This window comes from Blastocatellia bacterium, assembly GCA_016713405.1.
Classification (GTDB): domain Bacteria; phylum Acidobacteriota; class Blastocatellia; order Chloracidobacteriales; family JADJPF01; genus JADJPF01.
This window is the reverse complement of record JADJPF010000009.1, coordinates 1-14,822: the sequence shown is the minus strand read 5'-3', so window position 1 is coordinate 14,822 and position 14,822 is coordinate 1. Positions and strand designations below refer to the sequence as shown.

The window sequence follows — 14,822 nt, the reverse complement described above, 5'->3', positions numbered from 1 at the left end:
CAGGTAGCATTAATTTTTGCTCTGTAGTAAATTTTTGTTGATTAAAAATATAGATAGATTTTTGGTTATGGAAAAAAAGCAGACAAAAAATTTTTTATCAATAATAATTATTTATTGGAAGTCTTCTTTGGCAATGCCTGCTAATCATATTTTTTATAACCAGCTAATTGAATATTTTTGGCATCTGAGTAAAGAAATTATTTTCACTTTTTTAGAACTAATAATTTTTTTAATTGTATTAGTAGACATTCTCTTGGGACTAGCAACAATTATTTATACAGCAAATTCTCAAGCCCCACTTTCTGCGCTATGTTGGATAGCAATTAGTTTTTTTAACTGGCAACTTTTACAGGTGCTAAAAAGCCACAGGTTGCAGGCTAAATTTAGTAAATGGTTAAAAGCTAAGTTAATAATAGCTAGTATTTTAGGAATTTTTGTTGGCATAACAATCTGGCCGGTTTTTGATTTGGAATTTGGAAAGTTTGTTGGAGCAGTATTTGGTTGTTTACTTGCTATTACTACAATAGTTGTAACTAGCATAATTTCTTTAGAATTAAGGCAAAAAAAATGATAAAAAGAATAATTATTACAACATTATTATTAGGTTCTGTTTGCTTATTTGAACCTACCACACATTCTAGAAACTCAAATCCTACTAAAAAACCTAACTCTATTAATACAGTAGCTTTGCCTATAAGTGGAAACCGTTGGCATTATGAAGTAACAGCCATTGCAGAAGGAAAAGAATTATTAGTTGAAGCTATGTTACCTCCTGGAATTTCAGAAAAACTACGTGTTTTTCCAAACGCAGAAGATTACTTAAAAAACCTTGAAATTGCCTTAAATAATGATACTTGGCAGTCAATAGTACAAAAAGGAGGCTTTTGGTTTTTGCCTAAATCAGCTACAAATCGTGGGTGTCGTATTCGTTATCGATATTTATTAGCCGAATCAGCTAAAGCCAACAATGATTTAGAAATTGCCAAATTGGGTAATGAAATAATTTATGCTCCTCCATCAACTTGGTTAATACATCCAGCTTATAAAAATTTTAATTATCAAGCCACTTTTCATGTAAAAAACTCCTGCGGGTATAAGTTTTGTGTCTGGAGCCTTCCCTACTGAAAACAAAGATACTTATCAAGTCCCTTCATCAGAAATTCATCAACTTACTTATTCTGCATTTGGAAAAATGCGCCTTCATACAATTAAGCTAGCTGGTGGAAAAATTGATCTAGCAATTGCACCTGGTAGTAATTCTATTGATGATGAGCAGGTCATTAGTTGGGTAAAAAAAGCAGGTCAATCAATAGCAACTTACTATGATGGATTTCCTGTAAATCGTGCATTAGTAATAGCTAGAGTTCATAGAGGAAGAGGTATTGGAGGAGGCTCAGCTATAGGTAATGCTGGAGCATCAGTAAATATTGCTGTTGGGACAAATACTAGACAATCAGATTTTGATACAGATTGGATAATCACTCATGAGCTAGCACATATAGGTTTCCCTTCTGTTCCTCGAACTAAACATGCTTGGTTAGAAGAAGGAACGGCAACCTATATTGAACCTGTTGCAAGAGTTAGAACAGGGGAACATAGTAGAGAAGAGTTTTGGAAAGAAATGGTAGAAAATATGTATCAAGGATTGCCTGAATATGGTGATAAAGGTCTTGATAATACTCCAACTTGGGGACGCACTTATTGGGGTGGCGCACTTTTTTGTTTATTGGCTGATGTAGAAATTCGTCAAAAAACTAAAAACCGTTATGGCCTAGAACATGCGTTTCGTGGAATTGTTTCATCTGGTGGAACAATAAATAATGATTGGGATGTAATTACTACTTTAACCGAAGGTGATAAAGCTATTGGGGTATCTGTTTTAGTGCCTTTATACAATAAAATGAAAGCTACTCCAGTAAAAGTTGATTTACAAGATTTATGGAAACGACTTGGAGTAGAAAATTATAATGGAGAGATAACCTTTAATGATGATGCACCTTTAGCACATATTAGAGATGCAATAACTTCAAGTAAATGATATGCAAAAAATAACATTATGTTAGGGGTAAGAAAGCGCATTTGTGAGGTAAATGCGCATCCTTAAAAAGCGAGCCTCGCTTGTCTTCCCTCAAAATAGGTGCGAGACGCGCGGGGGGCATACCATTATTGAGCAGCAGGAGTAGCTAAAGCAGCGTTTGCTTCATTGCGAGCAGTTTCTATTGATTGGGCTAAATAGCTCTTTAGGTTTGGAAAAGCCTGGCTCAACATTTCAATATCATAATCTATTGCTTTACGTAGAGCTTGATGTTGTTCGCCTTCTGTCATAAGGGAAACACGAGCATAAGTATCAACTATTTGTTCATTAAGAGAGGTAAATTTGGTAGTAGAAAGAAAACTGTTGACCGGAGTTTTTATACCACTTCGATAAACTTGTACTTGAGATTTAGCTAGTAAAAAGTAGGTATAAGGTTGATTTGGACTAAGTTCTATAGATGTGGTTAAAGCTCTAGCAGCATCTAATGAACAACCATTCATTAAAGAAAAAACACCTAGTGATTGATAAATATCTGCTAATAAGTTCTTTTTGTAAGGATTCCAATCATTATCTAAATAGCCAGAAGGCATTTTATTTGCTTCAAGTAGAGCAAGTGCTTGATAAGCATAACATTGACCTTCACCAAAATACTTACTGTTACCTATTAGCATTTGATTACTAGCAATTGTTCCTAATTGTGTTAGCACAAGCATATGTTCAGGATAATCGACTAAAGCTTTTCTTCCAATCAAAAAAGCTTGATCAGGGTTATTTAAGCGAATAGCAGCAGTAACTAAATTTTGGTAAAGAGGAAAACAAAGTTGGCTTTTAGAATTTTTTTCGATGAAGGCTAAACCTTGTTCAATCATTGTTTGAGAACAAGTTTGTGAGGTAATTTCTTGATATTCTTTATATTCATCCCCTGTTACAGCAACAGGTAAATTTGGATCAATGGCTGTAGTTATTTGATTTTTACAATCTTTATTATTTGTATTATTTTGGGCTAAAGTATTAGAAATACAGAAAAAAGATATGATTAAAAATAAACTAATAAAATGGAATGTTAAATTTCTTTTTTGCATAAGACCTCCCCAAATCAAACCAACTAGAATAAAACTAAGTAAATTGGTTGATAACAAAAATTATTTATCGGTGGATTGGCCTCTAGTAAGAGAAGGTGCAGGAGGTAGAGAGCTAGTTGCTGTTTGGGCTTCCACTTCGGCATTTCTCCAACCATATTTAAAACAATTCCAAACTTAGGTTGAGAACTTTGCGCCCCGTGCTTTCACTACGGGTAGCTATTATCGGTGGACTACCTTTTATGTAGTCAAATAAAATTTATAATGTTTCAATTAATTTGTGCTTGAACTATTGGCATTGTAAAGAGCTAACTAATAAAAAGCAAGTTTTTTTTTGCTAATTTTAAATATTTTTCCTGTGATAATAAGTAATTAGCTTTTCTAATATGTTTAACACTTAAAAATAACTATCATTAGTCGCTAATTAATTAAAACTGGTAAATTTATGACATCAAAAAACATCATTGACCCAATAAAATTAGAGATTTTTAAGGCTCTTTATCGATCAGTAGCTGAAGAAATGGGATTAGTTCTAAGACGTACAGCATTTTCCTCAAATATTAAAGAACGTCGAGACTATTCTTGTGCTGTTTTTGACTCTAATGGGGAGTTGATCGCACAAGGTGAACATATGCCTGTGCATTTAGGCTCAATGCCTATGTCCGTTAAAGCAGCTATTTCAGCACAAAAAATGTTAGAGGGTGATATTGTAATCTTAAATGACCCCTTTGCTGGTGGGACTCATTTGCCAGATCTAACTATGGTTGCTCCTGTTTATATTGAGAGTAAAAAAGCTATCTTTTATCTAGCTAATCGCGCTCATCATGCTGATATTGGCGGAGCAACACCTTGGTCAATGGGAACAGCTACAGAAATCTATCAAGAAGGCTTACGAATTCCACCAATAAAGCTAGTTAACCAAGGGCAAATAGTATCAGACATAAAACAATTATTTTTAAGCAATGTACGGCTAGCAGAAGAAAGAGAAGGAGATCTAACAGCACAAATAGCAGCAATTCGTACAGGGCAACGCCGACTTTTGGAAATAGTTATGCGTTATGGAAAAGAAATTTCTCAAAAGTATGCTCAATATTTGGTTATGTATACGGCTCAAATGATGAAAAACCGATTAAAAGAAATACCTGAGGGTGAATATTATGCTGAGGATTATTTAGACGACGATGGCAGCAGTGATCAACCAATAAAAATAGTTGTAAAAATAACTATTAAAGACTCTCAAGCTATAGTTGATTTTACAGGCACAGACAATCAATGTAATGGCCCTGTAAACGCTGTTTTAGCCATCACGGTTTCAGCAGTATTTTATGTTTTTCGTTGCTTACTGTCAGAAAATGTTCCTGCTAATGCTGGTATTTTAGAGCCAATCAAGGTTATAGCTGCTCAAGCAACTATTGTTAATGCCTTATCTCCAGCAGCAGTTGCTGCTGGCAATGTAGAAACATCTCAAAGGATTGTTGATGTTTTGCCAAAAGCCTTATCTCAAGCATTACCTAATGAAATTCCAGCAGCTAGCCAAGGGACAATGAATAATTTAACTATTGGAGGAATAAATGCTTTTACCAAACAAGAATTTGCTTATTATGAAACAATAGCTGGAGGGATGGGAGCGCGTCCAAACAGTGATGGTTTAAGCGGGGTTCATACTCATATGACTAACTCGCTTAATACTCCTGTAGAAGCTTTAGAATATGTTTATCCGCTACAAGTAAATAGTTATAAATTACGCCCAATGTCAGGTGGACAAGGAAAATTTACTGGCGGCAATGGAATTGTTAGGGAAATAGAACTGCTTAATCCTGCCCAAGTAACGTTGCTTTCTGATCGCCGGCGTTTTCCTCCTTATGGTTTGGCTGACGGCCAAGCAGCAAAACCAGGCTCTGCTTATGTTATTAGTCATCAAAGAAAAGTAATCTTAAAAAGTAAACAATCTTTATCACTCAAAGCAGGAGATAAAATAGTTATAGAAACTCCTGGTGGTGGTGGTTATGGTAAAAAATAAAATAATTTATGAAGCGTTGGTTTGAAAATACTTATATACAAGCTATCTTGCTAGCACTAGGGTTTTTACTAGTATTTTTGGCTCTTTATTCTCGTGATTATATGGCTGTTGATGGGACAACTCGTTGTCTAGCGGTTAGCCATCGTAACGAAATTTTCTTTCATGGCAATAATCATTTGCTTTTTCCTGTTAATGTATTTTTATGGCATAAATTTTTAGCCTTTTTTGGTATTAAAGCTATTAATAAATTAGATTATATCCATTTAACTACATGGATGAATGCTTTAGCTGCTGTTGGTATTTTAGCTATATTTTATTTATTAACAAAGTTTGTAACTCAGTCTACAAAATATAGCTTAGCTATAACAATTTGTTATGGTTTTTCTCGTGCTTTTTTAATGCACGCTACTAACGCATCTGAACCAATGGTAGGCTTGTTTTGGAGTGTTTTAGCAATAAAAATTCTAGTAATTGCACTAAAAAAAGACTATACAAAATTAATTTTTTTAGTAGGCTTTTTATTTGCATTAACAATGGCAACTTATCAATCAATGGTGCTTCTTTCACCAATGACAGTTCTTCTTTGTTTGCAATGGCCTAGAGAAAATTTTAAGAAATTAATTTATCGGTTAGGCTATTTATTTTCTGGTAGCATTTTTGGTGTAGCAACAATCTATGGTTATGCCTATTACACAACAGGCACAAAAGATATTAGCTCAATGATTGCAAGGTTTTTTGCTGTTACAGGTGATAATGTTTATGGAAGTTGGGCTTTAAGTAAAGTAGCCTCCTTACCTGTTCAGTTTGTTCGCAGTATATTACCTATTTGGCCCGGTGATTTTGCTGGTATTATTGGTTGGTTTATAGAAACATTTGCAGATAATTGGGTATATTGGGCTTATTTAGTTTATAGCTTACTTTTTATCTTAGGTATTTTACTAGCATTTTTTATTTGGCAAATTCGCAAACAAATCCCTAAAACAGAAAAAATAGCTATCCAAGCTGCTTTAGCTGGAATAATACTTCCTCTTGTAGCGGCTGCTTATTGGTTTCCTGGTTATGATAAATTATGGCTGCAACCTAATTTTTGCTTAGTATTGTTACTTGGAGTATTGGTTAAACAAGCTAGCACTTTGACACGCTTTAATTTATTTTTACCTGCTGTTTTACTTTTTATAGCTCTAGAAATTTCTTCTAATTTATTCTGGCTTATCCCAAGTCATTATCAAAAAAATATAGCTCTAAGCGGTGCTGAAGAAGTATCAAAAATTGTTAAATCCCCTCCTGATTTAGTAATTGCTGATTGGGATCATGTTTCTTTACTTTATGGAGCTTTATGGAGTTATCACATTTATAGTTTTCCTAGTGCAGCAGAACAAAGAGGAGTAGCAGTTTTGGCAGAAGTGGAAAAATTAATTGAAGAAACAAAACAGCGAGGTGGAAAGGTTTACTTTTTAGGGTTACTAGATGAAACCGAATACACTTGGAGCGTATTTATAGGGGCGCGAGGAGTGCCTTATGAATCTTTTGATAAATATCGTCGTCAATCTAGAAAAATAAAACATTTTAAGTTTAGTGCATTTGAAAGTTCATTAAGAGTTTTGGAATTTAATGATGAAATGACTTTGGAAAATACCAATAAAAATAATAGCCAATAGAATTGACTATTATTTTGGTAATTTACTTTAAGATAGTTTTTATTCTATTAACTACTTCCCTAGGAGCAAAAGGTTTGCCAATATAATCTGTAGCTCCTTCTCTTAAACCACGCATTCTATCATCATCTCCAATTTTGGCTGTCACCATTACTACAGGAAGATGTGAAGTTTCTTTAGTAGTTTTAATATTTTTTAATGTTTGCCATCCGTCCATAATTGGCATCATTACATCTAATAAAACTAAATCTGGTATGGTTTCTTTTAATTTATTAATAGCTTCTTGACCATTGCTAGCAGTAATAATATCAAAGCCTTCCCCACCAAGAATAATTTCCATTAGATCTAGTAGATCTTGTTCATCGTCTACGACCAAGATCGTTTTGCTCATAAAATTATTCACCCGTTAATCTTAAATTTATATATTTACTTGCTGACCAATAATACTTTTTACTTCTGTTAATAAATCTTTCATCTCAAATGGTTTAACAATATAGTCATGCGCACCAAGTTCATAACCTCGGCGAATGTCTTCTTCTTCACCTTTAGCAGAAACTAAAATAATAGGAATAGGTGCTGTTAAAGGATCTGATTTAAGAGTTGCCATTATATCCCATCCTGATTGGTCTGGCATCATTATATCTAGCAAAATTAAATTTGGCCTAATTGGTTCACGTTTTAACATAGCAAAAGCTGTAGTTCCATCAGATGCTGCCCAGGTATTAAAACCTTCTACTGTTAAACGATCACATATCATCTTTCTCATATCTGGCTCATCATCAACTATCATTACAGTAGGACGAATATTAGCTGCTGGATTTTTCATTAGTAAACTACGATTAATCTTAGTTTTTAAGTAATTTAAGTCTACAGGTTTGATAATGTGATCAACTGCTCCCATTTGAATGCTTTCCTTAGCATCTGTAAGCACTGACATTATTATCACAGGAATTTTTTTTGTGTGTTCATCTTGTTTAAGACAAGCTAGTACTTCAAACCCGTTAATGTCTGGTAACTTAACATCTAAGATTATTAAATCTGGCAAATGTTCTCGTGCTATACGAAGTCCTTCTTCACCATTATTAGCATCAATCACATTATAACCTTCTTTAATTAAAGAAATTTTTAAAAGGTCATTAATATCAGGCTCATCATCAATAATTTGAATAAGGTAAGATTTCCTATTATCTATTAATGGAAGTCCACTATCTTCTATAACTTCAACATTTTCCGCAACATTTAATGTAAAAGTAAATTTTGAACCAACATTTTCTTTACTTTCTACTCTAATAGTAGTTTTATGAGCATCAATAATATTTTTTACTAAAGCAAGACCTAAGCCTATACCACCGTATTTTCTAGTAGTAGAACTATCACCTTGATAGAACCGGTCAAAGATCTTATCAATCTTGGCTGGACTAATTCCAACTCCATTATCGGACACAGAAATAAAAACTTTCTTTTCTAACAAGTGTCCTTCAATTTTTATTAGCCCTGTTTCAGGAGTAAATTTAACGGCATTAGCAATTAAGTTATCTAAAACCTGAGCAATACGATCTCTATCACCAGCAACTAAAGGTAAAGAGTCAATACCTGTTACAGTTAACTCAATTTCTTTTTTCTCCATTTGTGTTTTATAAGACAAAAGGGTTTGCTCTAAAACTGTAGCCAGCTTAAAGGGCTGAATACTAACAGGGATTGTCCCTGATTCTATACGAGAAAAATCAAGTAAAGCATTTATATAAGTAGTCAATCGGTCTATATTTCGTTGGATGGTACGCAGAGCTTTTTCCTGGCCTTTATTTATTGGGCCTACCATTTGTTCTAATAAATATTCATTATAGCCTTTTATAGCTGAAAGTGGAGTGCGAAGTTCATGTGAGAGAGTTTGTAAAAACTCAGATTTCATTCTATCTAACTGTTTTAACTCTTCGTTAGCTGTCTCAAGTTGTTGGTTAGCAACAGCTAATTTATTATTAGCCGTTTCTAGCTTGTCATTTATTATTGCTAGTTTTGTATTTGTATTTGCTAATTCTTTATTAGAACTTTCTAATTGTTCATTAGAATATTGAAGTTGCTTTTGTGAGTCTTGGAGTTGTTTATTGGTGCTTCCTAAACGAGCATTAGATTGTTCTAGCCGTATGTTGGTTTCCTGCAACTTAGCTTTAGAATCTTGAAGTTTTGTAATATTAATTTTTAACTGCTCCGCCATATAATCAAAGTTACGTGCTAGATCCTCTAGTTCATCTCTAGTACGAATACTTAATTTATCGTCATAGTCACCCTGAGCAATTGCTGATGTACCTAAAATTAGCTGATCTACTGGCTGAGTAATTCGACGAGCAATAAAAACTGCTACCCCAATAGAAACCAAAATACCAATTATAGTAATAATGGTCATTTGCAAAACAGAGTTAAATATCTCTTTGCGAAGTGACTTATAAGAAACAACATAGCGAATGAAAAAAGGGATTCTTCCTCCACTATCAATATAAGGATCTATAAGAGTTAAAATTTTTTGCCCTTTTTCGTCTTTATCTTCTTTTTTAAGAAATTGCCCTTTGTTAATTAGCTCTAGCACTTCTTTTGTGGTAGTTGTACTGCTACCTTGAGGGGACTTAAAAGAACCATCCACTTGTTGATTTTTAGAGTCAAACAAAACAATTCCTTGAGGGTTAATCAATGAAATATCTTCAACATCAATTGTTTTTTTTATTTGACTAGAAATCAAATCTCTAAACTTAAAAGCTTCATTAGAAGAATAATTTTGATAAGCATCCCCTATGGTCTTAGTGCTAAGTTGAGCAAAGCTTGTTGCATGACCATCAATATCATTCTCAAGTGTAATAACTCTAGTATAAGTGACTACAACAGCATAGCTAATCAATAATGTTGCAACTAGTGCAGTAAGTGTAACAGCAAACTTAAAAGACAAACTATAATGGACAGGTAATTTTTGTATCTTGTCCGTTTTTGCTAAAGATGACATTGAGAAATCCCCGCGTGGATTAATGATTTTTGAGGATTGAGCTTTAAATTTTTGGACTTAAATGCTGATATATTAGCATTATTAAATATTTGGTCAAACAAAGATTAGTTGATATATAGTAACCAAAAATAGTAACAATTAGAACTAGATACAAGTAAAGAAATTTAGATGTCTAAAGGAGTTTTATTTGCCAAACTTAAAGTTAAACTCAAAAGAAGTTTTTAATTGTAGGATTTTTGCTATTAAATGTGAAAACCACTTTTTAGAAAAAACCAACTCTCATCATGATTTTTTTATCATTGAACCAACTAATTGGGTCAATATTATTGCACTTACAGAAAATGAAGAAGTAATCTTAGTTAAGCAATATCGTTATGGAATACAAAATATAACGTTAGAAATTCCTGGCGGTATGATTGATGAAGGCGAAAGCCCAGAACAAGCAGCCAAACGAGAACTTTTAGAAGAAACTGGTTATGAATCTAGTCATTGGCAATTAATAGGAATTACTGACCCAAACCCAGCAATTCAAAATAACAAGTGTCATACTTTTCTAGCTAAAAATTCAAAGTTTACTAAGTCTCCTAATTTAGATAATACTGAGGAAATAGAAATACTAAACACTCCTCTAAAAGAAATTCCTAAGTTAATACAAGGCAGCTATATAACTCATTCTTTAGTAATTACAGCATTTTACTATTATAGTTTATTGAACTTAAAATAATAAAATTAGCAAAATCTGTTAATCAGGCTTGAAAAAATGCTTCTATAAAAGATAATTCTTGTTTATGTCAAATTTAGTATTTTAACAGCTTTCTTCTTAGCAATTTATGCCGACTTAGCTCAGTTGGTAGAGCAGCTGATTCGTAATCAGCAGGTCGCGGGTTCAAGTCCCGCAGTCGGCTTCTTTCTTTTCAACAACTTATAATAAATTAAATAGTAACTATCCTAAGTATTATTTTAGTTTGACAGCAACCTTGACAGCAACCCGCAAAAAATAATCTATTTTTAACATTTAACCTGTCGCGCTATTTCCTAAATTACCGCTTTACATATTGAGTAACAAAATAAAACTATATCTCAACCCAATTTGCTTTAATAATTAAGGAGAAAGAAAATGGGATGGAATGACAAATGTCTTCAAGGCGGCCCAGCCGGTTTTACAGATGAGAAAGCACAACAGTTAGTAGCAGCAGCAGATTTTTCTCAATCTGTTTTTGTTAATGTTTCAGCGCAAGAAGGCCAAACCAAACAAGCTTATACTTACGTACAGCACACAGATACAGCAAATGTGAATTGGCGGTTATGTGTTGTAGGCCATACTCATCTAAATCAAGAAACTGGCTTGTACTCAAATCAAGGCAACACATTTATTCCAGGTTGGTCAGGAGATGCAAACGCTGGTTGGGCTATGCCTACCCCACAAGATAAGATGATACAAATAAGTATGTTGCCTAATTCTCAAGGAGCGTTTCCTGGCAATGATAGATACCCTCAAAATTTAGGTTAAAAAAGAGTGCATCTGCAAAATATGTTAGAGAGCTTATTTGCTTTTTTGAAAAGTTTTCCAAAAAAACACAGCAGATTGAACAGCAGTTAATAGAGTAGTTTTATCAAGGTTAAGAACATCAGCAGTGGTTTTAATAGTAAAATCGTCTAACTTGACTTGTTTGCCATTTTGTACTAGCTCCAAAAGTTTTAGTTTAAGAGCTTCAGCAGCTAAACGTTGTCGGCCTCCATCACGAACTAAATCATTAGTGCTGGAAACAATTTCGTTAATGCTGATGCCAATGTTTTTAGCAGCTTCAACTAGTAAATCGTCAGCCTTGGTTGGAGTGATTTGTGCAACTAGCTCAACAACAGGAAAGGCGATTTTAACTAATCCTGCTAGCTTTCCCGCTGCTTCTTGCACTTTTTTATTACCAAATAAATTAGCAAAAAAAGAGCCTATTCTCTTAAAGAAATTTAAGAAAGACATAATATTATCTCCTGTATTTAGTATGAATTATTGGTTTATTGGTTTATCGATTTATCGATTTATAAAGGTGAATTAAGAACTAAGGAATAACTCGGTCTAGGAAAAACAAGACATTGCCATAGCCATTTAATACCCTAAGAACTTTAATGGTTGGGCGAACAAGAAATTTATCGAACTTGTTTTTAGGTGGTTTTGGGTTAACAATTGGGTCAATAAAATGGTGTGATAAATTTGATAAATCTTTACTGATAAGCGAAACACTATAACTTGTACTATCAATATTACGCAAGGTTTGAGCTAAAGCAGGGTCATTGGTTAATATCTCTAAACGTTCGCTTGTTTCTTTAATCTTAGCCAGTGTAGCTAATAATTCAGGCTCAGATTTGACAACGATGCTCTTACCTTGTTCAAGTAAGGCTTTAACTTCATCGCCATTTTGGTTGACTTGATGAGTTAGCTCACGAGTTAAGTTTTGTAGTTCCTTGACCTCTGTTTTTATTTCAGCAAAGGTTTCCTTCCCTTCTTTTCTAAAGTCGGCTATGGCTGGTTGAACAAACTCCTCTAAGGTTGTGATAGTGGCAAGAGTTACACCAGCAGCCCCTTGAGTAGCTTGGTTTGTTCCGTCTATTTGCGCTCTTGCAGCTTCATCCAGATACTTGAGCCTTTCTGGAGTAATAAAATTATCTATTTTAGTGGCAGTTGATTTACTACTATTAATAGTTGAAATAAGACTTGGTGAACTTTCATCTATGGTCTTATTAACTTTATCCACTGTTAAATTTAACTTATCAAGTAGAAAATAAGCTTTAATACTTAGTGAGCCAACTGCTATTAAAAAGAAGCTTAATGTTAGAGCTAAAAAAGTTTTTACTTTTGGGTTCATTTTATTAGTCTTGGATTTTCTTTGCAGCGTCTAGGAGAAATGCTCCTGTTGTAGTACCAAATACAATACCAGCATGAATGATTAAAACTTTTAGACTAGCTTCAGCAGCTAAACTAGCAGCTAGATCTAGCAGTAAAGAGCCTCCTACAACCAAGATCATTTTTTTCCAGTTAAGTATTTGTAGATTCTTTTTTATGTCATCCATCTTGACCTCCTAAAACCTTTAGGGCTGTTTGGTAGTATTTATCTCTATCTGCCTTCCCATTATAGCCGCCATTAATTCTATAGGTTATGGCATCAAAATTACCTTTATCAGCAAAGGCATTTAACTTTCTTTTAGTCCAAAACCATCCAGCTATTCTAAATGCTACGTCTGGAGCTTCTGCACGTGCAGGAGTATTTTCCAAATCCAATCCAAGATCCTTGCCTGCTTGTCTGTAATTAGCTCGTCCTGTTAATTGAATTGGCCCACGACCCTTAAAACGTACTCCATCACCAGGTTGAGTATTACCTAAATCACGACGACCTTCATAAGCAGCACCGCTAGCTAGTTCTTTGAAGTATTTTAACTCTCCGCTCTCATGGGCAATTTGAGCTAGAAAAGCAGCTTGGCTTAAAGGTGTATTTATCTGAGCCTCTTTCATAGCTTCATTTATATAAGGTAAATATTCTGTTGCTTTATCAACTGATAATCTAGGCATAATTTGACGTAACTGTTCAGTAGTAATCATAATTATTTATTCATCCCTTCTTCGCCTTGGAGCAAATAAAATGTCTTTAGCACGTTCCAACAGGAGCATACCCAAGCCACCTATCACACCCCAGCCGACATATAAAATTGAGTCTTGTTTTGTTTCTATTACTGTTAAGCGTTTATCAATAGATATAATTTTGTCTTGATCAGATTTTTGTTGTTGGATAACCTCTTTAACTTGTTGATCTAACAAGTTTTGTGATTGAGCATGAAGAGTCACAACAAAAGATAGAAAAATCACAGATAAGCCAATTACAATAAAACTTAATCTTAAATAATCAGTCAAACGCCTATTGGTATGCTGCATATATGTCCTCCTTGAGAGTTTAGATTAAAAGCCTCCTCCATCGCCTCCGTCCCCATCTCCACCACCTTCATCACCAGTGGTAATAAAATAGCTTTTTACAGTTCCAGTCTTTTTCAATAAACCTACAGATTGTTCTGGTGAATTAGCAGCAATTAAATAGTTGTTTACAGTGTCCAATTGTGGGGCGTTTGCGTTCAGCAGGCTTTCGGGATCTTTTGCTACTATTACTCTAGTTACATCTCTAGCCTGAAATTGAGCTTTAGGGTTAGCCCATTTTTTTTGCAGGCATTTATCAGCGTTTGGTGACAAATCAATAAGCAATTTTTCTCTATTTAGAGAATAATCGTTTCTAGTTAATACTAAACGTGCTAATGGGTTGTTGCCTAGGTTACTAACATCAAACCACTCTCCAAAATCAATTGAGTAACTAAAACCAAATTGTTTACAAAGCTTTGCTACTGCTTCACGCAGAAAACTATTTTGAACACTAAATGGTTGTCTATCGTCATCTGTCTCAGAGTTTTTTATCCAAGGAGGCAGTCCATTAGGTTGGTTAATTACTGAACCAAGCCTATCTCTTATCCATTCCCTACCATCTTGCGGGTTAGTGCAAGCACCTAGCCTGAGTATTTCTGCTAAATGAATTCCTATAGGTTGTGGGGATAGCTGTTCATAATCAAATGGTTGTACATTTAGAAAAATGCTCTCAAAATCTTTACAAGTAACTTGGTAAACTCTATAGGGGAAAAACTGAATTAATGGGGTAACATTACCAACTTCACCACCAAACAATTTTTCTCTATCTCCAGTTTTGTGGGTAAATACAACAGAAACCAACTGCCTAAACTTTGGAGGAGTTTCACCAGGGTTTAGCTTTACCTCAAAAGAACATTGTTTACCGTTACTGGTATGAGAGATTTTAGGGACTGAAAAGCTTTTTGTGGTTAATCAGTCCTATTTGTAATGAGAAGCCAAAGTTATTACAGTCATTTTTTATTCAGTACAAGCCAAGTTGAGACTTACAGAGGCTATTGGAAAATTGTGCAGTTGGAGACGTGTTAGGAGGATAACCCTTTACTGAGTCAGGGGTTAAAGTTGAATCAACAGATATAACTATTGTGA

At 34.2% G+C, this 14,822-nt stretch carries 16 protein-coding genes, 1 tRNA gene and 1 riboswitch; of the genes, 8 read left to right on the top strand and 9 right to left on the bottom strand.

The genetic code is table 11. From position 1 onward, the window contains the following. The first annotated feature begins 67 nt into the window (after nucleotides 1–67). From IPK14_13150 to IPK14_13140, 3 genes are read left to right on the top strand one after another with little or no spacing between them, the layout of a single operon-like run. A complete protein-coding gene (locus tag IPK14_13150; GenBank protein MBK7994322.1) occupies nucleotides 68–571 on the top strand; it encodes a hypothetical protein in 504 nt (167 codons plus the stop codon). Next, nucleotides 568–1,125 carry a hypothetical protein gene (locus IPK14_13145; protein MBK7994321.1) on the top strand — a complete coding sequence of 186 codons (558 nt, stop codon included), beginning with the start codon at nucleotides 568–570 and terminating at the stop codon, nucleotides 1,123–1,125. Before IPK14_13150 ends, IPK14_13145 begins: the two co-directional genes overlap by 4 nt. Beyond that, entirely contained in the window at nucleotides 1,103–2,038 is a 936-nt protein-coding gene (locus IPK14_13140) for a hypothetical protein (protein MBK7994320.1), read from the top strand. Before IPK14_13145 ends, IPK14_13140 begins: the two co-directional genes overlap by 23 nt. Before the next feature lie 125 nt (nucleotides 2,039–2,163). Here IPK14_13140 and IPK14_13135 read toward each other — a convergent pair whose 3' ends face one another. After that, on the bottom strand, nucleotides 2,164–3,117 hold the full coding sequence (locus IPK14_13135; GenBank protein MBK7994319.1) for a hypothetical protein: 954 nt from the start codon (nucleotides 3,115–3,117) through the stop codon (nucleotides 2,164–2,166). A 135-nt stretch (nucleotides 3,118–3,252) separates the two neighbouring features. Beyond that, nucleotides 3,253–3,345: riboswitch (cyclic di-GMP riboswitch) on the bottom strand. Nucleotides 3,346–3,559: 214 nt separating this feature from the next. Here IPK14_13135 and IPK14_13130 point away from each other — a divergent pair. Further along, on the top strand, nucleotides 3,560–5,134 hold the full coding sequence (locus IPK14_13130) for a hydantoinase B/oxoprolinase family protein (protein ID MBK7994318.1): 1,575 nt from the start codon (nucleotides 3,560–3,562) through the stop codon (nucleotides 5,132–5,134). 8 nt (nucleotides 5,135–5,142) lie between these two features. Then, nucleotides 5,143–6,792 (top strand): hypothetical protein, encoded by a 1,650-nt coding sequence (locus IPK14_13125; protein ID MBK7994317.1) that lies wholly within the window; start codon nucleotides 5,143–5,145, stop codon nucleotides 6,790–6,792. 22 nt (nucleotides 6,793–6,814) lie between these two features. Here the strand turns inward: IPK14_13125 and IPK14_13120 are convergent, their stop codons facing one another. Beyond that, complete coding sequence (locus IPK14_13120) at nucleotides 6,815–7,180, bottom strand: response regulator (protein MBK7994316.1); 366 nt, start codon at nucleotides 7,178–7,180, stop codon at nucleotides 6,815–6,817. Between the two features lie 27 nt (nucleotides 7,181–7,207). Further along, nucleotides 7,208–9,778: a response regulator gene (locus tag IPK14_13115; GenBank protein MBK7994315.1), complete on the bottom strand. Its 2,571-nt coding sequence runs from the start codon at nucleotides 9,776–9,778 to the stop codon at nucleotides 7,208–7,210. Between the two features lie 187 nt (nucleotides 9,779–9,965). Here IPK14_13115 and IPK14_13110 point away from each other — a divergent pair, with 187 nt between their 5' ends. The 3 genes from IPK14_13110 to IPK14_13100 all read left to right on the top strand — a co-directional run bounded on the left by IPK14_13110 (nucleotide 9,966) and on the right by IPK14_13100 (nucleotide 11,288). Beyond that, on the top strand, nucleotides 9,966–10,502 hold the full coding sequence (locus tag IPK14_13110; protein ID MBK7994314.1) for an NUDIX hydrolase: 537 nt from the start codon (nucleotides 9,966–9,968) through the stop codon (nucleotides 10,500–10,502). Nucleotides 10,503–10,610: 108 nt separating this feature from the next. Next, a tRNA-Thr gene (locus tag IPK14_13105) sits at nucleotides 10,611–10,683 on the top strand. 212 nt (nucleotides 10,684–10,895) lie between these two features. Then, nucleotides 10,896–11,288, top strand: a complete 393-nt coding sequence (locus IPK14_13100) for a hypothetical protein (GenBank protein MBK7994313.1) — start codon at nucleotides 10,896–10,898, stop codon at nucleotides 11,286–11,288. A 33-nt stretch (nucleotides 11,289–11,321) separates the two neighbouring features. Here IPK14_13100 and IPK14_13095 read toward each other — a convergent pair whose 3' ends face one another. The 6 genes from IPK14_13095 to IPK14_13070 form a co-directional block, all read right to left on the bottom strand. Continuing rightward, entirely contained in the window at nucleotides 11,322–11,756 is a 435-nt protein-coding gene (locus tag IPK14_13095; protein ID MBK7994312.1) for a hypothetical protein, read from the bottom strand. 79 nt (nucleotides 11,757–11,835) lie between these two features. Beyond that, entirely contained in the window at nucleotides 11,836–12,639 is an 804-nt protein-coding gene (locus tag IPK14_13090; GenBank protein ID MBK7994311.1) for a hypothetical protein, read from the bottom strand. Between the two features lie 4 nt (nucleotides 12,640–12,643). Continuing rightward, nucleotides 12,644–12,844, bottom strand: a complete 201-nt coding sequence (locus IPK14_13085) for a hypothetical protein (GenBank protein ID MBK7994310.1) — start codon at nucleotides 12,842–12,844, stop codon at nucleotides 12,644–12,646. After that, nucleotides 12,837–13,370 (bottom strand): glycoside hydrolase family 19 protein, encoded by a 534-nt coding sequence (locus IPK14_13080; GenBank protein MBK7994309.1) that lies wholly within the window; start codon nucleotides 13,368–13,370, stop codon nucleotides 12,837–12,839. Before IPK14_13080 ends, IPK14_13085 begins: the two co-directional genes overlap by 8 nt. A 6-nt stretch (nucleotides 13,371–13,376) precedes the next feature. Beyond that, nucleotides 13,377–13,700, bottom strand: coding sequence for a hypothetical protein (locus IPK14_13075; protein MBK7994308.1), 324 nt, complete (start codon nucleotides 13,698–13,700; stop codon nucleotides 13,377–13,379). 24 nt (nucleotides 13,701–13,724) lie between these two features. Next, nucleotides 13,725–14,492 carry a hypothetical protein gene (locus IPK14_13070; GenBank protein MBK7994307.1) on the bottom strand — a complete coding sequence of 256 codons (768 nt, stop codon included), beginning with the start codon at nucleotides 14,490–14,492 and terminating at the stop codon, nucleotides 13,725–13,727. Nucleotides 14,493–14,822 lie beyond the last annotated feature (330 nt).